This is a genomic window from Nocardioides sp. ChNu-153 (assembly GCF_030466625.1).
In the GTDB taxonomy this organism is placed as follows: Bacteria; Actinomycetota; Actinomycetes; order Propionibacteriales; family Nocardioidaceae; genus Nocardioides.
Genome location: NZ_JADEVT010000001.1, coordinates 590,952 through 610,159, shown reverse-complemented (window position 1 = coordinate 610,159; position 19,208 = coordinate 590,952). Strand labels below are relative to the sequence as shown.

18 protein-coding genes are annotated in these 19,208 nt (G+C 75.3%); 8 read left to right on the top strand and 10 right to left on the bottom strand.

The annotated features are described in order from the left end of the window. Positions 1–14 precede the first annotated feature (14 nt). The 3 genes from INN71_RS03120 to INN71_RS03110 all read right to left on the bottom strand — a co-directional run bounded on the left by INN71_RS03120 (position 15) and on the right by INN71_RS03110 (position 3,974). Positions 15–1,352, bottom strand: a complete 1,338-nt coding sequence (locus INN71_RS03120; protein WP_301799499.1) for an RDD family protein — start codon at positions 1,350–1,352, stop codon at positions 15–17. 76 nt (positions 1,353–1,428) lie between these two features. Continuing rightward, on the bottom strand, positions 1,429–3,153 hold the full coding sequence (locus INN71_RS03115) for an FHA domain-containing protein (protein WP_301799498.1): 1,725 nt from the start codon (positions 3,151–3,153) through the stop codon (positions 1,429–1,431). Then, positions 3,150–3,974, bottom strand: coding sequence for a PP2C family serine/threonine-protein phosphatase (locus INN71_RS03110; protein ID WP_277501658.1), 825 nt, complete (start codon positions 3,972–3,974; stop codon positions 3,150–3,152). The genes INN71_RS03115 and INN71_RS03110 overlap by 4 nt, the downstream gene beginning before the upstream one ends. Positions 3,975–4,031: 57 nt before the next feature. Between INN71_RS03110 and INN71_RS03105 the strand changes: the two genes are divergently transcribed. The 3 genes from INN71_RS03105 (at position 4,032) to INN71_RS03095 (ending at position 8,441) form a co-directional block, all read left to right on the top strand. Beyond that, the gene (locus tag INN71_RS03105; protein ID WP_301799497.1) at positions 4,032–6,344 is read left to right on the top strand and encodes a helicase-associated domain-containing protein; all 2,313 of its coding nucleotides are present in this window, start codon (positions 4,032–4,034) and stop codon (positions 6,342–6,344) included. Between the two features lie 64 nt (positions 6,345–6,408). After that, entirely contained in the window at positions 6,409–8,061 is a 1,653-nt protein-coding gene (locus INN71_RS03100; RefSeq protein WP_277499359.1) for a DNA repair helicase XPB, read from the top strand. After that, the gene (locus tag INN71_RS03095; protein ID WP_277499357.1) at positions 8,058–8,441 is read left to right on the top strand and encodes a DUF6578 domain-containing protein; all 384 of its coding nucleotides are present in this window, start codon (positions 8,058–8,060) and stop codon (positions 8,439–8,441) included. The genes INN71_RS03100 and INN71_RS03095 overlap by 4 nt, the downstream gene beginning before the upstream one ends. Before the next feature lie 52 nt (positions 8,442–8,493). Here the strand turns inward: INN71_RS03095 and INN71_RS03090 are convergent, their stop codons facing one another. Then, positions 8,494–8,979 (bottom strand): hypothetical protein, encoded by a 486-nt coding sequence (locus INN71_RS03090; RefSeq protein WP_277499355.1) that lies wholly within the window; start codon positions 8,977–8,979, stop codon positions 8,494–8,496. Between the two features lie 141 nt (positions 8,980–9,120). Continuing rightward, entirely contained in the window at positions 9,121–9,780 is a 660-nt protein-coding gene (locus tag INN71_RS03085) for a hypothetical protein (protein WP_301799496.1), read from the bottom strand. Positions 9,781–10,140: 360 nt separating this feature from the next. Here INN71_RS03085 and INN71_RS03080 point away from each other — a divergent pair, with 360 nt between their 5' ends. Then, a complete protein-coding gene (locus INN71_RS03080) occupies positions 10,141–10,434 on the top strand; it encodes a hypothetical protein (protein ID WP_277499350.1) in 294 nt (97 codons plus the stop codon). Between the two features lie 9 nt (positions 10,435–10,443). Here INN71_RS03080 and INN71_RS03075 read toward each other — a convergent pair whose 3' ends face one another. The 3 genes from INN71_RS03075 to INN71_RS03065 all read right to left on the bottom strand — a co-directional run bounded on the left by INN71_RS03075 (position 10,444) and on the right by INN71_RS03065 (position 12,969). Continuing rightward, positions 10,444–10,815, bottom strand: a complete 372-nt coding sequence (locus INN71_RS03075; protein ID WP_277499347.1) for a putative quinol monooxygenase — start codon at positions 10,813–10,815, stop codon at positions 10,444–10,446. A 105-nt stretch (positions 10,816–10,920) separates the two neighbouring features. After that, positions 10,921–12,174 carry an HNH endonuclease signature motif containing protein gene (locus tag INN71_RS03070; RefSeq protein ID WP_277499346.1) on the bottom strand — a complete coding sequence of 418 codons (1,254 nt, stop codon included), beginning with the start codon at positions 12,172–12,174 and terminating at the stop codon, positions 10,921–10,923. Between the two features lie 120 nt (positions 12,175–12,294). Continuing rightward, positions 12,295–12,969 carry a hypothetical protein gene (locus INN71_RS03065; protein WP_277499344.1) on the bottom strand — a complete coding sequence of 225 codons (675 nt, stop codon included), beginning with the start codon at positions 12,967–12,969 and terminating at the stop codon, positions 12,295–12,297. Positions 12,970–13,023: 54 nt separating this feature from the next. Here INN71_RS03065 and INN71_RS03060 point away from each other — a divergent pair, with 54 nt between their 5' ends. The 3 genes from INN71_RS03060 (at position 13,024) to INN71_RS03050 (ending at position 15,982) form a co-directional block, all read left to right on the top strand. After that, the gene (locus INN71_RS03060; RefSeq protein WP_277499343.1) at positions 13,024–13,449 is read left to right on the top strand and encodes a MerR family transcriptional regulator; all 426 of its coding nucleotides are present in this window, start codon (positions 13,024–13,026) and stop codon (positions 13,447–13,449) included. Between the two features lie 136 nt (positions 13,450–13,585). Further along, a complete protein-coding gene (locus INN71_RS03055) occupies positions 13,586–15,049 on the top strand; it encodes a SulP family inorganic anion transporter (protein WP_277499363.1) in 1,464 nt (487 codons plus the stop codon). A 63-nt stretch (positions 15,050–15,112) separates the two neighbouring features. Further along, positions 15,113–15,982, top strand: a complete 870-nt coding sequence (locus tag INN71_RS03050) for a hypothetical protein (RefSeq protein ID WP_277499342.1) — start codon at positions 15,113–15,115, stop codon at positions 15,980–15,982. A 54-nt stretch (positions 15,983–16,036) separates the two neighbouring features. Here the strand turns inward: INN71_RS03050 and INN71_RS03045 are convergent, their stop codons facing one another. Both INN71_RS03045 and INN71_RS03040 read right to left on the bottom strand, forming a co-directional pair. Then, on the bottom strand, positions 16,037–17,305 hold the full coding sequence (locus tag INN71_RS03045; protein ID WP_277499341.1) for an aminotransferase class I/II-fold pyridoxal phosphate-dependent enzyme: 1,269 nt from the start codon (positions 17,303–17,305) through the stop codon (positions 16,037–16,039). A 135-nt stretch (positions 17,306–17,440) separates the two neighbouring features. Then, complete coding sequence (locus INN71_RS03040; RefSeq protein WP_277499339.1) at positions 17,441–17,788, bottom strand: ribosomal protein L7/L12; 348 nt, start codon at positions 17,786–17,788, stop codon at positions 17,441–17,443. A 193-nt stretch (positions 17,789–17,981) separates the two neighbouring features. Here INN71_RS03040 and INN71_RS03035 point away from each other — a divergent pair, with 193 nt between their 5' ends. Next, entirely contained in the window at positions 17,982–19,157 is a 1,176-nt protein-coding gene (locus INN71_RS03035) for an RtcB family protein (RefSeq protein ID WP_277499338.1), read from the top strand. Positions 19,158–19,208 lie beyond the last annotated feature (51 nt).

The window sequence follows — 19,208 nt, the reverse complement described above, 5'->3', positions numbered from 1 at the left end:
CTACCGGGACGGGCTCAGCCCTCCCGCGCCACCCGCATCTCGCGGTCGCCGAAGCGCACCACGTCGCCGTCGACGAGCGTGGCCGCCCGCCCCGGCGACAGCTCGCGGGCGACGCCGCCGCGGTTGATGAACGAGCCGTTCGTGGAGCCCCGGTCCATCACGACCAGGGCGCCGTCGGCCGACAGGTGGAACTGCGCGTGCGTCTTCGAGACCGACATGTCGCTGGAGGACAGCGGCACCAGGTGCGCGACCTCCTCGCCCCCGCGCGGCTCGGGACGGCGCCCCACCAGCCCGAGGCCGGTGACGACGAACGACTCCCCCGAGTCGAAGGTGACCCGCCACGTCGCCGAGCGCCCCGGCGGCTGCACCGCGTGCCGGGACGTCGGAGGCGCGACCGGACGCTGCTGCGGGGCGGGGGCCGGGGGCACCGCGGGCGTCGCCACCGTCGGCGGCGTGGGGCCCTGCGGAGCCGCCGACGGGTCGCGGCGACGGCGGCCCGGCTGCGGGGGCTGCTGCGGCTGCTGCGGCTGGGGCTGCGGCTGGGGCTGCGGCTGCGGCTGCGGCGGCGCGGGCTGCTGGTACGCCGGCTGCGGCGGCTGCTGGTACGCCGGCGCCACCGGCGGCGGGGTCCACGACGGCTGGGCCTGGGGCTGCTGCGGCGGGGCTTGCGGCTGCTGCGGCTGCGGCTCGTACGACGGCTGACGCACCGGCTGCGGGTGCGCCGGCGGGGCCGGCGGCGGCGCGGGGGCGGGCTGGGATACCGGTGCCGGCTGCGGCACGGGGGCGGGCTGTCGCGCCGGGGTCGGGTCCGCCGGGGCGGGGCGCAGGCGCATCGCCGTCAGGTTGACGACGTGGCGCGGCGCCTCGTCCTCGGGCGGCGCCTCGTCGGCGGCGCGGCGACGCACGTCGAGCACCACCGAGTTCGCGATGAGGTCGTGGAAGCCGCGCCGTTGACGACCCTGGTCGGTGACGGCCGTCCACGCCAGCGTCACGAGGCCGAACCCGAGCGGCACGGTGGCCGCGAACACGATGAGCGAGCGGAGCACCGCGGGGCCGACGCCGATCGGCGTACCCGTGCCGTGGTGCACGACCCGCAGCCCGAGCAGGGCCTTGCCCGGGGTCACCCCGCGCGTGCCCGTCAGCACCGCGAAGACCAGGCCGACCAGCAGCACCCCGGCGACCGCGACGCCCCACGCGAGCGCCGTGCGCCCCTCCTGGCCGAGGTAGCGCCACGCCGCCCAGCCGATGCCCGCCATGAGGCCCCAGCCCACGAGCCGGTCGACGACGAGGGCGAGGAAGCGGCGGTCGACCTCGGCGGCCGGCGCGGACGCGTCGGCAGCGGACAGGGACATCGGGGCACCTCGGGGATCACGGGCGGGCGGGTGGACGAGCGGGGCGGGGCCGGCGGGACGGGGCGGACCCCCCGGCTCAGGGGTTGGCGACCTGGATGGTGACGCCGTCGCCGAGGTCGATGACGGCGCCCGGGATGAGCTGCACCGCGATGCCGGGCTGCAGCTCCTCCGGCGGCAGGCCGGGCTGCATGAGCACGGTGCCGTTGGTCGAGCCCATGTCGGTGACGACGGCCGAGCCGTGGTCGACGCCGGAGCCGGGGCGCACCTCGAGGTGGGTCGAGGAGATCTCCTGCTGCGGGCTGGGCACCGTCACCAGGCGCGGCTGCTCGGTCGAGCTGAACCGCCGGGCCTCCGGCGCGCGGCCCACGAGGATCGCGCGGTCGACGTCCACGGTGTCGCCGCTGGAGATCACCAGCTTGGCCACCGGGCGCGACGTGACGCTGGGCGCCGGCGGCTGGCCGGGGATGCCGTGCGATGGCCGGGAGAACTGGGCGGGGTCCCAGCCCCCGGCCTGCGTCATCCCGTCGTGGTCGACGTCGTCGTCGCCCGCGGGTGCCGGCGGACCGGCCCACGCGGGGGCGGCGAAGCCCTCGGAGGGTGCGGGCGGGGGCGGCGGCGGCGCGTAGCCACCACCCGGCGCCCAGGCCGGCGGCGGGGGCGGCGGAGCGTCCTCGGCCAGCGGCATGGCCTCGGTGGCCGGCTCGGCGCCGTGGTCGCCGCCCGCGGCGGCCTGGTCGTGGCCGAACGGCGGCGGCGGGGGCGGCGGGTCGTGGCGCGGGGCCGGCTCCTCGAAGTCGCCCAGGGGCGGGGGCGGCGGCGGGTAGGCGTCGCTCAGCGGGTCGTCCCCGGCCGGTACGGCGTGCCCGCCGTCGTGCGCCGGGGCGTCGTCGAAGCCGCCCACCGGGAACGGCGAGGCCGGGGGCACGGGGGCGCGCGGCGGGAGAGGGGGCATGGGCGGCATGCCGGCGTCGTCCGGCGCCGGGGCCGGAGGCGACTTCACGAGGTCGAACGGCGCCGGGGCGGCGGAGGAGGCCGGTTGCTGCTCCCCCTCGTCCTCGTCCTCGACGTCGCCCGCGGCCTCCGCCGCGATCTCCCCCAGCTCCTCGTCGGGCACGTCGCCCGGCAGGTCGTCGGGCCGCTCCTCGACGGGAGCGGCGGCCTCGTCGCCCGGCGCCTCGGCGGGGACCTCGGGCTCGGGGACGGTGTCGACGCCGAGCGGGTCGGGCGCGGCCGGCACCTCGACGGGCGAGATGACGGCCACGGGGGCCGCCGGGGCGGCGACCGCACCGCCGTCGCCCAGCGCCTCGGCCGGGACCGGGCGCGGCGCCGTACGGGCGGGGGTGTCGACGCGCGCGACGCGCACGAGCCCGGAGGCGATGGGCAGGTCGGCGGCGTCGTCGGCGAGCTCGGTGTCGTCGGCGCCCTCGAGGACGACGGCGTGGCTGGTGACGTCGGTGAGGGTCCGCTCGACCCAGGTGGAGGCGGCCAGGCCGGAGACCTCGACCTCGTCGTCGGGCAGCGTGAAGGTGACGCTCGCGCCGCCGCGGACGACGACGCGCACCGTGGTGCCCTCGTGGCCGAGCAGCACGAAGCCCGGGAGGTCGCGCAGGCCGGAGGTGATGAGGGCGTCGAGCACCTCGTCGAAGCCCGCTCCGTCGTCGACGAGCGCCCACAGCGCGGCGACGCGGCGCTTCTCGCTCGGCGGCAGGAGCACCGAGGCGCCCGTGCCGAACACGGCGAACCAGGAGCCCGGCCGGTAGGACCGGGCGACGGCGCCCGTCGTGCTCACGTGCTCTGTCATGGCAGTGCTCCCAGCTTCTCCTCGAGACTCTGCTGCTGCTGGGCCGAGTCGTAGACCTGCCCGGACCGCGCCAATCCCACCACATCGACCACGACCGCCGTGGCGTTGTCCTGGCCACCGGCCTCCACCGCGGCCGCGACCACCCGCTCGGCGGCGTCGCGGGGGTCGGGGGTGTCGCGCAGGATCCCGGCGATCGCCTCGCCGTCGATCATGCCGCTCACCCCGTCGCTGCAGAGCACGATCCGCTCGGCGGACGCGAGCGGCAGCAGGAAGAAGTCGGGCTGGTCGAAGCCCGGCCCGCCCAGCGCACGCGTGATGACGTTGCGCCGGGGGTGCGTCGCCATCTCGGCGGCGCTGATGTGGCCGGCGTCGAACATCTCCTGCACGACCGAGTGGTCGATGCTCACCTGGTCGAGGTCGCCGTCGCTCAGCTTGTAGATGCGGGAGTCGCCGAGGTTGGCCAGCAGCCACTTCGGCACCCCCTCGTCCTCCACCACGAGCGCGACGACGGCGGTGGTGCCGGAGTACCAGTCGGGCTGGCCGGCCGTGCGCATGTCCTCGGCCCGCTCGAGCAGCCGGCCGTGGCAGGAGCGCAGCGAGGCGATGACGAGCTCGGCGCCGCGCTCGGCGTCGCACGCGGCGTCGGTCAGCAGCGCGAACTCCTCGACCACCATGCGGCTCGCGACGTCGCCGTCGTCGTGGCCGCCCATGCCGTCGGCGACGACGAAGACGGGGGGCTGGGCCAGGAACGCGTCCTGGTTGGTGGCGCGCACCCGGCCGACGTCGGTCGCGGAGCCGTAGTGCAGCTCGACCTCGTTCACCGAGCCGTCCCCCCGGTTCCTCCGACGCTCGCGCGCTCGACCAGTAGCGTGAGGGGGATGTCCGCAGCAGCCACGCCTCCCCCGGCGTACCGGAGCCTCGCCGACCAGCTGCGCAGCTGGTCGGACGAGCAGCTCACCCGTCTGCTCCACGCACGACCCGACCTCGCCACTCCCGCTCCCCACGACTCGGGCCAGCTCGCGTCGCGAGCGGCCACCCGTGCATCCGTCCTCCGCGCCCTCGACCGGCTGGACCGGTGGGAGCTGCTGGTCCTGCATTCCCAGGTGCTCGTCGGGCAAACCCCCGCATGGACGGCCGCCGACGTGCTGGGCGTGACGCTACCGAGCGACCGCTCGCGGGTGGACGCCGCGCTCGCGCGGCTCGTCGACCAGGCGCTGCTGTGGCAGTCCCCCGACGGCCTGCGCCCGCTCTCGACCGTCCCCGACGCGCTCGGTGTCGGCCCCGTCGAGACGCGCGTGCCGCTCGAGCCGCTGACCGCCGACGCGCTCGCGCCCGACGCGGTGCGCGCGGGCCTCGCGGCGCTGTCCGAGCCGGCCCGGGCCCTGCTCGACCACGTGCACGCGCACGGCGGGCGGGGCACGACGAAGGAGGACCTGCGCGACGCCACGGCCCCGAGCACCCCGGTCACCGAGCTCGTCGCCGCCGGCCTGCTGCGGCCCCGCGGCACCGGCGAGGTCCGGGTGCCCGGCGAGGTGGGGGTGGTGCTCGGCACCGGGATCGCCGTCGACGACCTGACCGCGCCGCCGCTGGCGACGTCGACCCGCGACGCCGCCGTCGTGGACCGCGCCGGCGCAGGCGCCGCCTTCGAGCTGGTACGGCGCACCGAGCTGCTGCTGGACACCTGGGGCACGCGCCCACCCGGGCTGCTGCGTGCGGGCGGGCTCGCGGTGCGGGACCTCCGGGCCGCGGCCGCGGCCCTGCAGGTCGGCGAGCCGGAGGCCGCGCTCGTCGTCGAGGTCGCCCACGCCGCCGGGCTGCTCGCCGAGGGCGTCGACGGGGACGGGGACCCGGTGTGGGTGCCGACCGACGCGTACGACGCGTGGGTCACCCGCGACGTGGCCGCCCGCTGGCTCGTGCTGGCGCAGGCCTGGCTGGACTCGTCGCGGCTGGTCGGCCTGGTCGGGCGGCGCGACGAGCGCACCCGCAAGGCCGCCAACGCCCTCGAGCCCGACCTCACCCACCCGGTCGCGGCCGAGACCCGCCGTACCACCCTCGACGTGCTGCTGCGCGAGCTGCCCGCCGGCGAGGTGCTGGCGTCGGGCACGGGACCGGCCTCGGTGGTCGCCCACGTGCGGTGGCTGCGGCCGCGGCGCCCGCCGCTGCGCGACGAGGTCGTCGTGTGGTCGCTCGAGGAGGCGGCCGTGCTCGGTCTCGTCGCCCTCGGGGGCCTCACCACGGCGGCGCGGGCCGTGCTGGCCGACGACGGCGAGCGGGGCGTCGCCGCCCTCGACACTCTGCTGCCCGACCCGGTGGACCGCGTGCTGCTGCAGGCCGACCTCACGGCCGTCGCCCCCGGGCCGCTGGAGGCCGAGCTGGCGCGCCGGCTGCAGCTCGTCGCCGACCTGGAGTCGGCGGGCGGCGCCGCGGTCTACCGCTTCTCGGCCTCGTCGGTGCGGCGCGCCTTCGACGTGGGCTGGAGCGCCTCGGACGTGCACGCGTTCGTCGCCGAGGTGTCGGCGACCCCTGTCCCGCAGCCGCTCACCTACCTCGTCGACGACGTCGCCCGCACCTTCGGCACCCTGCGGGTCGGCCACGCCGAGGCGTTCGTGCGCACGGACGACGAGACGGCGCTGACCTCCCTGCTCCACGACCCCCGGGCTGCGTCGCTCGGGCTGCGGCGGATCGCGCCGACGGTGGTGGTGAGCGCCGTACCCATCGACGTGCTGCTGCCCCGCCTGCGCGAGCTGGGCACGGCCCCGGTGGTCGAGGCGCCCGACGGCACGGTGCGGGTGGCGCGACCCGACGTGCTGCGGGCCCGCGTGCCCCGCACGCGGCGGGTGGCGGGCGCGAGCGCGGCGCGGGAGGCCGCGCACGCCTCGGCCGTCGTCACCGCGGTGCGCGCCGGCGACCGCGCGGTGGCCTCCCGTCCCGCCCCCGAGCCACGGGCTCCTGGTACGCCGGCGCCCCGGCCCGCGACCACGACGCCGGCCGCGGCGCTGAGCATGCTGCGCGAGGCGATCGAGCTCGGGTCGACCGTGCGGATCGCGTACGTCGACAACCACGGCACCTTCCTCGAGCGCGTCGTCGACCCCCGCCGGGTCGAGGGCGGCCAGCTCACGGCGTACGACCACCGCAGCGACGACGAGCGCGTCTTCGCCGTGCACCGCATCACGGCGGTCCACGCCGTGTAGCCGGGGTGCGGCCGCCGTGCAGCGGCGGTGCGGCCGCCGTACGGGTGGCTCGTACGCTGGAGCGGTGAACGGCCCCCTCATCGTCCAGTCGGACAAGACGCTCCTGCTCGAGATCGGCCACGAGCAGGCGGCGGAGTGCCGCAAGGCGATCGCGCCGTTCGCCGAGCTGGAGCGCAGCCCGGAGCACGTGCACACCTACCGGCTCACCCCGCTGGGGCTGTGGAACGCGCGCGCCGCGGGCCACGACGCCGAGCAGGTCGTCGACACCCTGCTGTCCTACAGCCGCTACCCGGTGCCGCACGCGCTGCTGGTGGACGTCGCCGAGACGATGGCCCGCTACGGCCGGCTGCGCCTCGAGAAGCACCCCGTGCACGGCCTCGTGCTGTCGACGACCGACCGGCCGGTGCTCGAGGAGGTGCTGCGCGCCAAGCGCGTCCAGGGCATGCTCGGCGAGCGCGTCGACCCCGACACCGTGGCCGTGCACCCCTCCGAGCGCGGCAACCTCAAGCAGGCGCTGCTCAAGATCGGCTGGCCCGCGGAGGACTACGCGGGGTACGTCGACGGCGAGGCCCACGCCATCTCGCTCAACGAGGACGAGTGGACGCTGCGGCCCTACCAGCGCGAGGCCGCCGACTCGTTCTGGCACGGCGGCTCGGGCGTCGTGGTGCTGCCCTGCGGCGCCGGCAAGACCCTCGTCGGCGCGGCCTCGATGGCGCACGCCCAGGCGACGACACTGATCCTCGTCACCAACACCGTCAGCGCGCGGCAGTGGAAGGACGAGCTGGTCAAGCGCACGTCGCTGACGGAGGAGGAGATCGGCGAGTACTCCGGCTCGACCAAGGAGATCCGGCCCGTCACCATCGCGACGTACCAGGTGCTGACCACGAAGCGGAAGGGCGTCTACCCCCACCTCGAGCTGCTGGACGCCCGCGACTGGGGCCTCATCGTGTACGACGAGGTGCACCTCCTGCCCGCGCCCATCTTCCGGATGACGGCGAACCTGCAGGCCCGCCGGCGCATCGGCCTGACCGCCACGCTGGTGCGGGAGGACGGGCGCGAGGGCGACGTGTTCAGCCTCATCGGTCCCAAGCGGTACGACGCGCCCTGGAAGGACATCGAGAGCCAGGGCTGGATCGCGCCCGCCGACTGCGTCGAGGTGCGGGTGACGCTGCCCGACGACGAACGACTGGTCTACGCGACCGCGGAGCCGGAGGAGCGCTACCGGCTGGCGGCCTGCACGAGCCGCAAGACGCAGGTCGTGAAGTCGCTGGTCGAGAAGCACGCCGCGCAGCCGCTGCTCGTGATCGGGCAGTACATCGAGCAGCTCGACGAGCTCGCCGCCGCCCTCGACGCCCCCGTCATCAAGGGCGAGACGACGGTCAAGGAGCGCCAGCGGCTGTTCGAGGCGTTCCGCACCGGGGAGATCCGGCGGCTGGTGGTGTCGAAGGTCGCGAACTTCTCCATCGACCTGCCGAGCGCCGAGGTCGCCATCCAGGTGTCGGGCTCGTTCGGCTCGCGGCAGGAGGAGGCCCAGCGCCTCGGGCGGCTGCTGCGCCCCGGCGACCCCGGCCCCGGCGGCGAGCGCAAGGTCGCGCGGTTCTACACCGTCGTCTCCCGCGACACCGTCGACGCCGACTTCGCGCAGAACCGCCAGCGCTTCCTCGCCGAGCAGGGGTACGCGTACCGCATCCTCGACGCGGAGGAGCTGGGGGTGTGAGCCCTCCTCGACCCGTCGAGGTGTACGTCGGCGGGTGGGAGCACGACTGCTGCGGTGAGGCCGTGCAGCGCGGTGAGGTAGTCCGATGGACGTGCCTGCCGTACGACGGCCGCCTGGATCGCGCCTGGCATCTGGACCCGGAGCGGGCGGAGCCGTTCGTGGAGGTGAGCGGGCGGGTGGTCGACCTCGCGATGGTCGTGGGCGACGGGCGCGTCCCGGTGGAGCGGCTGCCGAGCGGGTCGGAGCTCGTGGGTCTCGTCGACGACGGAGGTGACCGCTCCTTCGACGACGACGTGGTGCCGACGGTGGTGGTCGTCGCGACGGGCGAGGTCCTCCGCGTCGACGACGACGCGTGGTTCGTCGTCACTGTCCAGGCGTGAGCTAGCAGCGTGCCTCGACAGGGCTGCCCCGCGCGGTAGCCGGGTGGGCCCGTCAGGCGGTGGTGCGGTGCTCGCGGGACCACCTCCGGTGGCGGCGCAGCTCACGGATGCTGAAGACCACCATCCCGACGAAGATCACGACCTGGAGCACGCGGAGGGTCACCACCAGCGGGTCGGACAGACCGTCGATGCCCCGCAGCGCGAGCAGGACGAAGAACCCCACGGAGAGGCCGAGCCCCACCCACCGGTGAGGCCCGCTCGGCGGCGGCGGGACAGCTGCCAGTGTCTCCCGCATCCGGCGCGCCTCGGGTGAGTCCGGGTTCCGCTGCACCCGTCGCGCGCGCACGTAGCCCGCGACGAACATCAGCGCGAGGAGGAGGGCGAGCACGGCCACGACGGCCGCCCCCACCCGCGCGCCGCCCTCGTCGCGCACTGCCCAGGTCCCGAACAAGATCGTGAGGGCGAGAGTGGCAGCGACGGAGACGACCGTGCGCCTCAGCGTCAGCACGGTGTGGGCGGGCTGCTCGGGGTGCGTCACGGGGACTCCTGGGGTCGGGCTCGGCGGGCGAGCCTCCCGATAGGCCCGGGCGCCTGGCTACCCGACGTCCGCCGCCGCCAAACGCGGCACGCGCCTGCCGTCGCCGCGGGTCCGACGTACGCCGGCGCGTGGCTCAGCCGCTCAGTGCTGCGCGAGGAGGCGCCGCAGCGCCGTGACGGCGATCCCGACGAGGAGCGGGGCGCCGACCGCTGTCGCCACCACGTCCCACCAGGCCGTGAGCATGCCGTCATCGGTCGAGACGAGCCCGCTGACGCCGTTGAGCAGCAGGAGGAGACCGATCAGGACGCCCATCAGCAACTGCCAGGCACCGACCGGCCTCGACAGGTCCACACGCCTCCCCTGCCGGCGCCGGGCCCGCTCGCCGATCCCCTTCTGGACCGCGGACCAGACGACCTGCGCCGCGGTGATCCCGGCACCGACGACGATCAGCCAGGCGGCCCACCACTCGGCCTCGGAACCTCCGTCGCGCTGCATCGCGAGGAAGGTCACCGCGGCCACCGGCGTCACGACGACCCAGGTGCCGTGCGCGGCCCACGGCCACGGCTGCTCTCCCCGGCGGTAGCCCCGCTCGCGCAGCACCTCCCGCGTCTGTCGCCGGGCGCCAACCCCTGCGCGGAAGGACACCACGAAGGCACCGGCCGTCACGAGCAGGAGCAGGCAGGCGATCGCGGTTGCGACGGGGTCGTCGTCCCCCGCGTCCGACCCGAGGAGGACGCCGGCGGCCGCCGCTGAGAAGCCCCCGACCATCGCCGCCCCGAGGCTGGCCCTCGGAACGTGCACCCCGTGGTCGTTCCGCATGTCCCCACCTCCGTCGGACCACGCGATGCGTCCGCTCGCGCTCCCTGCTCGGTACCCGTGCCGCCCGTCGCGACCGGCCCCGAACCTAGCTGCCGGGACAGGGCCCGGTCCGGTGTTCGGCTCGATCCGACGGGAGCGGGCTCGCGCAACGGTCTGGACCAGCCGGATCGGAGCAGCCGTTCACCTCGGGTGAGCCGCCGACCGGCCGATGCTGCCGTCGATCCGTGACCAGCCGCGACCGGGGGGGCGCCCGTGCTGCAGACCTTGACCTGTCCCGTGTGCAGGAACGACGTGCCGCCGAACGCGGCGAGCTGCCGCTCGTGCCACCTACCCATGCGGGACGTGACGCGCAACCAGTCGCTGGCACGCCCCCGGTGGTCGCGGCGGGCGCGCGTCCAGACGCGTCTGTGGGGTCTGCTCGTGTACGGCGGCATCCTCGCGTGGTGCCTGGTCCAGCTGCCGACGGCGGCCGTGTTCGTCGTACCCGCCGTGGCCGTCGGAGCGGTGCTGCACGTGGTGCGAGGCCGTCCTGTCCTCGGCGCGCTCCTGTTCCTCGTCATCCTCGTGGTGGCACCGTCGCTCTTCTGGCAGTCGATGCTCACCGACACGATGGACTCGCTCGGGTCGCGCCTCTGAGCGGGTCCCCTACATCGAGGCGTACGGCACGAACAGCCGCACCGGCCCCTCCGCCATACGGGCCCGCAGGTCGTCGCTCGGCCGGCCGAGCGTCTCCCCCTCCACGGACGTCGCGGTCGCGAGGATGGCCTGCATGAGGTCGTCCCCGATGTTGGCCAGGTGCTCGACGAGGGCGGCGGAGTCGCGGTAGCGCTCGATCACGACGGCGCCCGTCTCGTCGTCGTCGAGGTAGATGTCGTACTGCAGCGTCCCGCTGTCCTTCGTCCGGACGATCTCCATGCAGCGGGCCGAGAGCCGCTTGAACTCGGCGGCGCCGCCGTCGACGAAGGTGAAGCGGGCGATGCCGAGCAGCTCGTCCCGGCGGTCGTCGAAGTGCTGCATTCTTCCTCCTGGGGTGTGCGTGGGGGCACGGTCGTAGGTACGACCAGTCCCACCCTGCCGAGTCATCGGTCGGCCGACCGTTCCCCTGCCACCCGCCGGGTCGGCCTACGTCCGCCGCGTGAACCGCAGCTTGCCGGTGCCCAGCCTCTCCGTGAGGTACGCCGGGTCGTGGGCGACGCGGTGGTGGCGGTGGCAGAGCAGGCGCCCCTCGTCGACCGACGTGCGCCCGCCCCGCGACCAGGGCGTCTCGTGGTGCGCCTCGCAGCGCTGCGGCGGGGCGTCGCAGCCTTCTGCGGTGCAGCCCCGGTCGCGGACGACGAGCGCGATGCGCTGCGCCCGGTTGTGGAGGCGCGCAGCCCGGCCGAGGTCGAGGACCTCGCTCGCGGTGCCGAGGACCGCGGGCACGAGGTCGGCACCGCAGGCCAGGCGCCGGGCCTCGCCCGGCGAGATCCGGTGACCGGTGTCGAGGCTCGCCGCCGCGAGACCGCCGGTCAGGGTGTCGAGCGGCATCGTCACCACGACGGTGGCCCCCGCGCCCGCTGCGTCCGGCAGGTCGGCGTCGCGCATCCTCTCGACCAGCTCGGCGAACGCCTCCCCGCGTCGGAGCCACGACGGCCGCTGCTCGTCACCGTCCGCGACCCCGTCGCCGTCGCGCAGGTGGTCGCGCCGCGGGGAGGCGATCGCGTCGAGGATCTTGGCCAGCATGGCGCCGTGCAGCTCGGGCAGCACGAAGCGCCCGTGCACGCAGCCCTGGCCGTCCTCCCGCATCGTCAGCGAGACCTTCGCCGCGGCCGCCCGCTCCTCCGTGGCCAGCAGCGCCGCCTCCCGCGCCTCGCCGACGGCCGGGGCGACGACGTCGAGGATCCGCCGCCCCAGCACGCGCAGCTCCTTGGCGTCGTGGTCGCCCGCCAGGCCGACCAGCGTCCGCTCCGCCTCGCGCAACAGGTCGCCGCTCACGTCGTCGGCGAGGTCGTCGAGGGCCCGCACGATCACCTCCGCCTGGTCCGGCGCCACGGCCCCGCGCGCTGCGGCGACAGCGAGGGCGTCGTACCGCTCCTCGGCGGCCACGGCCGCCCGCACCCGGCGGTGGGCGTCCGCCCGCGTCACCCGGGTGGCGTTCGCGAGCCAGACCGCGGTCGACGGCGCGCCGTTCTCGTCCTCCACCCGCACGGCCGCCGCGTGGGCCAGGACCCGGGCGCGCAGGGCGGCCAGGCGGTTCGCCGCACGCTCGAGCTCGACGAGCGCCGCACCCGTCTCGCTCGGTGACGCGCTCAGCAGGCCGACCTCGAACCCCTCACCCACCACGTCGTCGAGACGCGCGAGCACCTCGGTGAGGGGGTGCAGCGCGGTCGCGGTCATGGGTCCATGACACCAGCGAGCACCGACAGTTCCGGGGTCGGCGGACGACTCTCCACAGGTCGGTCCGCGGGGGCGGGCGGCCGGTCGGCGACAGGGTCGCCGCCCCCTCACCACGCCCCCTCACCACGCCGTGTGCGCGACCACCTCGACCTCGGAGGACAGGCTCGCCGACGGCTCGAACCCCGTCCCACCGGGCTGCACCGAGACCACGATGCCGGTGGCGCGGTCGAGGGCGACGTCGTACCAGGGCGGGTACGTCGCGCCCTCCCGCACCGGCAGCCCCGAGTCCCGGGCGGCGACGGCCGACCACAGCAGGGCGCAGCAGCCGCACCGCGGTTCGTAGCCCTCCACGGGGACGGCCCGCGCGGTCCACGTCTCCCGCCCCGCCCGCTCCTCGGAGGCCAGGGCGTCCAGCTCCACGCCGGCTGCGAGCTCGACCGGGTCGAGCAGGGCCACCCAGCTGTAGTCGCGCCACACCGGGTCGTCGTACACGACGCCCAGGTCCCGCGGCCGACGGCGAATCAGGCCGTCGCGCCGGCGTACGGGCTCGACCTCGTGCGGTCGCCGCCACTCCGGGGCACGCGCCGCGCCGCCCAGAGGGACCCACACCGCCGACGGCGGCCCCTCCTCCACGACCTGCTCCGCCCCGGAGGGGAACCGCAGGCGCAGGCGCCCCGGTCGCTCCACCCACGCCTCGACCCGCCCGAGCCCGCCCCGGTAGCGCAGGTGCGCCGACCGCCACAGCCACGGCGAGCTGCGCGCCAGCGCCCGGAGGTCCTTCGCGGTCGGGGTCATCGCGCCACCGTAGGTGCCCCCGGAACCCCCCACCACCCCTGCGACACTGGCCCGGTGAGCGACGCACCCACCCACCTGCAGATCGGCGAGGTCGCGGCGCGGACGGGGCTGAGCCTGCGGACGATCCGCTACTACGACGAGATGGGTCTCGTGGCGCCGTCGGCCCGGACGGCGGGCGGGTTCCGGCTCTACACCGAGCCCGACCTCGCGCGGCTCGGGCTCATCATGCAGATGAAGCCGCTCGGGTTCACCCTCGACCAGATGCGCGACCTGCTCGGCATCGTCGACGCCCTCGCCGCGGACGCCGACCAGGATCCCGACGCCGCCCCCGACCCCGATGAGCGCCACCGCCTCCTCACGAGCCTCGCCGCCTACCACGCGGACGCCGAGGAGCGGGTGACGAAGGTACGCCGCGAGCTCGCCACCGCCGAGGCCTTCGCCGCCGACCTCGCTGCGACGCTGGAGCGCGCCGACACCTGAGCAGACCATCCCTCGTGGCGCAGGCCACACAGCCCCGGCTTTGCAACCCTCACGCAACGTGAGGTTTGCTGCGGCGGTGACCTCCGCCGTACCCGCGACGCCCGCGACACCCGTGCAGCCCCCGCCCGACCACCGCGTGCGGACCGCGCTCCGCTCCCCCGCCGTGCTGCGCCGCGAGGTCGTCGCCGGCCTCGTCGTCGCGCTCGCGCTCATCCCCGAGGCCATCTCGTTCTCGATCATCGCGGGCGTCGACCCGCGCCTCGGCCTCTTCGCGTCGTTCACGATGGCGGTCAGCATCGCGTTCCTCGGGGGCCGGCCCGCGATGATCTCTGCCGCCACCGGTGCGGTCGCGCTGGTCATCGCGCCGGTGGTGCGCGACCACGGGGTCGACCACCTCATCGCCACCGTCATCCTCGGCGGTCTCATCCAGGTCGCGCTGGCCCTCGCCGGCGTCGCCCGGCTCATGCGCTTCGTGCCGCGCTCGGTGATGGTGGGGTTCGTCAACGCCCTGGCCATCCTGATCTTCACGGCCCAGCTGCCCTACCTGCGCGACGTGCCCTGGCTGGTCTACCCCCTCGTCGCCGCGGGCATCGCGATGATGGTGCTCCTCCCCCGCCTCACCGACGTCGTGCCGGCCCCGCTGGTGGCCATCGTCGTGCTGACCGCGCTCACCCTCGCCGCCGGCTGGGTGCTGCCCGACGTCGCGGACCAGGGCGAGCTGCCCGACACGCTGCCCACGTTCCTCGTGCCCGACGTGCCGTTCACGCTGGAGACCCTCGAGATCATCGCCCCCTACGCGCTCGCGATGGCGCTCGTCGGCCTGCTCGAGTCGCTGCTCACCGCCAAGCTCGTCGACGACATCACCGACACGCCCTCCGACAAGACGCGCGAGTCGTGGGGCCAGGGCGCGGCCAACGTCATCACGGGGTTCACCGGCGGCATGGGCGGCTGCGCGATGATCGGCCAGACGATGATCAACGTGAAGGCGTCGGGCGCCCGCACGCGCATCTCGACCTTCTGCGCCGGCCTCTTCCTGCTGGTCCTCGTCGTGGGCCTGGGCGACGTCGTCGGTCGCATCCCGATGGCCGCCCTCGTCGCGGTGATGATCATGGTCGCCGTGGGCACCTTCGACTGGCACAGCGTCGCGCCGTCGACCCTGCGCCGCATGCCCCGCAGCGAGACCACCGTCATGGTCAGCACCGTCGTGGTCGTCGTGGCCACCCACAACCTGGCCATCGGCGTGGCCGTCGGCGTGCTCGTCGCGATGGTGCTCTTCGCCCGCCGCGTCGCGCACCTCGCGCGCGTCGACCGCACCGTCGAGACCGACGCCGACGGCGAGCTCGCCCGCTACACCGTCACCGGCGAGCTGTTCTTCGCCTCCAGCAACGACCTCTACAGCCAGTTCGACTACGCCGGCGACCCCCAGCGGGTGCTCGTCGACCTCTCGGCCTCCCACGTGTGGGACGCCTCGACCGTCGCGGCGCTCGACGCCGTCGTGACCAAGTACGCCGGCAAGGGCAAGCACGTCGAGGTGGTCGGGCTGAACAAGGCCAGCGCCGGGATGCACGAGCGGCTCAGCGGTCACCTCGGCGCGCACTGAGGGGAACCGTGGCGGCGACCGGCGCGTCGTACCGGTGATCACCCACCCACGGGAGGACCTGCCATGCCAGCCACCGCCCCGACCGACCGCACCGGACAGGACGGACGCGCCCGCCTCGTCGTCCCCGCCGTGGTGGCGGCCGTCCTCCTCGTCGCCGGCGGCGCCGTCGTGGGCGCCCTCGCCCTGCGCGGCGGGGAGCCGGGTGTCGCTGCCGACCCGGGTACGCCGGAGGCCGCGACGTCCGCCGTACCCGACGACCGGCCGCTTCTCGAGCAGCTCTACGCGGCCGTCGCGCTCGACCCGGGCCTCGCCTTCGTCACGTTCGCGGAGGACCCGGCGACGCGCACCGTCACGGCGTGGATGGCGGACGGCGAGCCGGACCGCGCCGCGGTGCGCTCGGCGACCGCGCCGGTCCTCGACCGCTTCGACCACGAGCTGACGATCGACGACGGCGCCCCGCAGGACGCGGTGGTCGACGAGGCCGATGTGGCGCTCTCCGACGTGGCGACCCAGGTGCAGCAGCGCCTGGTCGGGAGCGGGTCCGGCTTCTCCTGGATCAAGGTCCACGAGGGACTGGGGTGGGTCACGGCGTGGCGCACCACGCCGGACCCGGAGGTCGACGCCGCGCTCGTCGCGCTCGGCGCCGAGCGCGGGGTCACGGTGCAGCTGCTGACCGCCCGCTACACCGAGGAGCACCTGCACGCCGTGATGGAGGACCTCGACCTGGGCGACTCCGGGCAGGGCTTCGCGGCCGTCTCGATGTACGCCCTCCCCGACGGGCTGGTGGTCGAGGTGACCGGCGGCGACACCGAGGCGGCGGCCGCGCGGGAGTTCTACGCCGACGTGCCCGAGGTGGCCCACGTCGTGGGCGGCGCCAGCGCGCCCCAGCCGCTCGGGGCGGTCCTGGACGGCGCCCCGAGCGTCACGGGCTGACCGGGTACGCCGCGCCGCGCGGCACGGCGTACCCGGTCGGGGCTCGACCCGGGCTCAGCCCTGCAGGCTCTCCGCGGCGGCGAGCAGCACGCAGGTCGCGACGCCCTCCATCGCGGCGGTGACCTCGGCGACCGGCGGCAGCGTGGGAGCGAGGCGGATGTTGCGGTCGCGCGGGTCCTCGCCGTACGGGAACGACGAGCCGGCCGGCGTCAGGGCGATGCCGGCCTCCTTCGCGAGCTGGACCACGCGGCGCGCCGTGCCGTCGAGCACGTCGAGGCTGACGAAGTAGCCGCCCGCCGGGTCGGTCCACTCCGCGATGCCGTGCTCGGTCAGGCGCTCGCCGAGGATGCGCTGCACCTCGGCGAACTTCGGGGCGATGAGGTCGCGGTGGCGGCGCATGTGCGCCCGCACGCCCTCGGCGTCGCCGAAGAACTCGACGTGGCGCAGCTGGTTCACCTTGTCGGGGCCGATGGAGTAGAAGCCGAGCCCCTCGAGGTACGCCGCGACGGTGGCGTCCGAGCCGGCGAGGAAGGCGACGCCGGCGCCCGCGAAGGTGATCTTCGAGGTGGAGGCGAACATGACGACGCGGTCCGGGTTCCCCGCCTCGGCGGCCAGGCCGAGGATGTCGGGCGTCGCGGTCTCGACGTCGGTGAGGTGGTGCACCGCGTAGGCGTTGTCCCACAGGATCGTGAAGTCGGGCGCCGCGGTCGGCATCGACGCCAGCGTGCGCGCCACCTCGACCGAGCACACCGAGCCGGTGGGGTTCGCGTAGGTCGGCACGAGCCACATGCCCTTGATCGTCGGGTCGTCGGCGACCATCGTGGCCACGACCTCGGTGTCCGGGCCCTCGTCGGTCAGCGGGACCGGCACGAGCTCGATGCCGAGACGGTCCGCGAGCGCGAAGTGGCGGTCGTAGCCCGGCACGGGGCACAGGAACCGCACGACGTCCTCGACGCCCCACGGCTCGGGGCTGCTCGGGCGCCCGTAGAGCAGCGACTGCACGAGGGTGTCGTGCATGAGCGTCAGGCTCGAGTTGCCGGCCGCGACGACGTTGGCCGGCGAGGTGCCCAGCAGCTCGGCGAAGATCGCGCGCAGCTCGGGCAGGCCCGCGAGCCCCCCGTAGTTGCGCACGTCCGTGCCGTCGGCGGCGACGTGGCCCGACGGCAGCGACAGCAGGCCCTCGGACAGGTCGAGCTGCTCCGGCGACGGCTTGCCCCGCGTCAGGTCGAGCTTCAGACCCTTCGCCTTCAGCTCCGCGTACGCCGCGCGCTGGGCGTCGGCGAAGGCGGCGAGGTCGGCAGGGGCGAGGTCGGGCAGCGCCATCAGGGGCTCACTCTCATCGGTCGCGGTGCAGGCCGGGAACGATCATCGCAGGCGCGCCACCCCGGCGCCCGCCGGTGGGTCCCGGCGTCCGCCGAGCGGACACCCGACGGCGTCGGCGACGCCCGGGCCGACCCCTCAGGCCGCCGGCTGCGTCGGTCCGCGGTGCACGACGCGGCCGGTGGCGCCGGCCTCCTCCAGCACGCGGCGCGCGGCCTCGGCGCTCCCGGCCGAGAGGCCCGTCGCGAGCACGACGGGCGGGCGGTCGGTGGCCTGCTTGGCCGGCAGCAGCTTCCACCCGGTGATCTGCCGGACGGCCTTGACGACCGCCACCTGGTTCGGCCCGGTCGCCAGCAGCTCGACCGCGTGCTCGCCGGGCTGGGACAGGCTCTCGTGCGGCCACGGGCGGGTGAACCGCCGCCACCGCGCCCGGAGCGACCCCTCCGGCTGGTGGTGACCCCTCGCCGTACCCGTCTCCCCACGCATGCCCTCCATGGTGCCGGGCACCGGCGCGCCACCCCACCCGGCGCGGGCGTCGACTCGGCCACACGCACACGACAAACGCGTCGTGCAAGCCGTTTCGCGGCTCCTACGGTGCGGGACGCGGCGGCCGGGTGGTCGCCGCACCCGCGCCGACCGGTGCGGGACGAGACCGGAGAGGGACGACGGCAGGACGACGATGGAGCAGATCACCCCGACGCTCATGAGCTGGGCGTCGATCCTCGAGGAGGACACCCGCGCGCAGGCGGTCACGACGGCCACGATGCCGTTCATCCACCCGCACGTGGCCCTGATGCCCGACGCGCACCTCGGCCTGGGCGCCACCGTGGGGTCGGTCATCCCGACCCTCGGCGCCGTCATGCCCGCCGCCGTCGGCGTCGACATCGGCTGCGGCATGATCGCGGTCCGCACCGCCTGGACGACCGGCCGGCTGCCCGCCGACCGGCGCGCGCTGCGCGAGGCGATCGAGCGCGTCGTACCGCTCTCCGCGGGCGCGGCGAACCGCGACGTCCGCCGCGACCACACGCGCGCCCGGCTCGACGACCTGGCGGCGCGGGCGGAGGCCGCGGGGTTCGACCCCGCCCGCTACGCGGCTCGCTGGGAGCTGCAGCTCGGCACGCTCGGCTCCGGCAACCACTTCATCGAGGTGACCGCCGACGAGCAGCACCGGGTGTGGCTGTTCCTGCACTCCGGCTCGCGCGGCGTGGGCAACGAGATCGCCCAGCGGCACATCGCGGTCGCGCGGCGGCAGTGCGAGCAGGCCGGCGTGGACCTGCCGCACCGCGACCTCGCCTACCTCACCGAGGGCACGCCGGAGTTCGACGCCTACATCATCGAGATGCAGTGGGCGCAGCACTACGCGCTGCTCAACCGCGAGGAGATGATGGACCGGGTCGTCGCCGAGTTCTCGGCGTGGGTCGGCGAGCCCGGGCCGGTCGAGCGCGTCGAGTCCATCAACTGCCACCACAACTACACCGAGCCGGAGGAGCACTTCGGCCGCCGCGTCTGGCTCTCGCGCAAGGGCGCCATCAACGCGGAGGCGGGTCGCCCCGGGCTCATCCCCGGGTCGATGGGCACGGCGTCGTACGTCGTGGTGGGCCGTGGCAACGCGGACGCGCTCCACTCGGCGCCGCACGGCGCGGGCCGGGAGTACTCCCGGACGCGCGCCCGGAAGACGTTCACCCGCGCGCAGCTGCAGGAGTCCATGGCGGGCATCGAGTACCGCGACACCGTCGCGTTCCTCGACGAGATCCCGGCGGCCTACAAGCCGATCGACCGGGTGATGGAGGACGCGGCCGACCTCGTGCGGGTCCGCCACGTGCTGCACCAGCTCGTCAACGTCAAGGGCGACTGAGCGGTACGGCGACCAGCCGACGTCCTGGTCCGGGTACCGGCCGCGGGGCAC

What these genes read in the sequence shown, in the direction of transcription:
- INN71_RS03035 (WP_277499338.1), top strand. Translation starts at nt 17,982, where the DNA reads ATGGAGCAGATCACCCCGACGCTCATGAGCTGGGCGTCGATCCTCGAG.
- INN71_RS03075 (WP_277499347.1), bottom strand. Translation starts at nt 10,815, where the DNA reads ATGCAGCACTTCGACGACCGCCGGGACGAGCTGCTCGGCATCGCCCGC.
- INN71_RS03045 (WP_277499341.1), bottom strand. Translation starts at nt 17,305, where the DNA reads ATGGCGCTGCCCGACCTCGCCCCTGCCGACCTCGCCGCCTTCGCCGAC.
- INN71_RS03065 (WP_277499344.1), bottom strand. Translation starts at nt 12,969, where the DNA reads ATGACCCCGACCGCGAAGGACCTCCGGGCGCTGGCGCGCAGCTCGCCG.
- INN71_RS03040 (WP_277499339.1), bottom strand. Translation starts at nt 17,788, where the DNA reads ATGCGTGGGGAGACGGGTACGGCGAGGGGTCACCACCAGCCGGAGGGG.
- INN71_RS03105 (WP_301799497.1), top strand. Translation starts at nt 4,032, where the DNA reads ATGTCCGCAGCAGCCACGCCTCCCCCGGCGTACCGGAGCCTCGCCGAC.
- INN71_RS03050 (WP_277499342.1), top strand. Translation starts at nt 15,113, where the DNA reads ATGCCAGCCACCGCCCCGACCGACCGCACCGGACAGGACGGACGCGCC.
- INN71_RS03070 (WP_277499346.1), bottom strand. Translation starts at nt 12,174, where the DNA reads ATGACCGCGACCGCGCTGCACCCCCTCACCGAGGTGCTCGCGCGTCTC.
- INN71_RS03115 (WP_301799498.1), bottom strand. Translation starts at nt 3,153, where the DNA reads ATGACAGAGCACGTGAGCACGACGGGCGCCGTCGCCCGGTCCTACCGG.
- INN71_RS03120 (WP_301799499.1), bottom strand. Translation starts at nt 1,352, where the DNA reads ATGTCCCTGTCCGCTGCCGACGCGTCCGCGCCGGCCGCCGAGGTCGAC.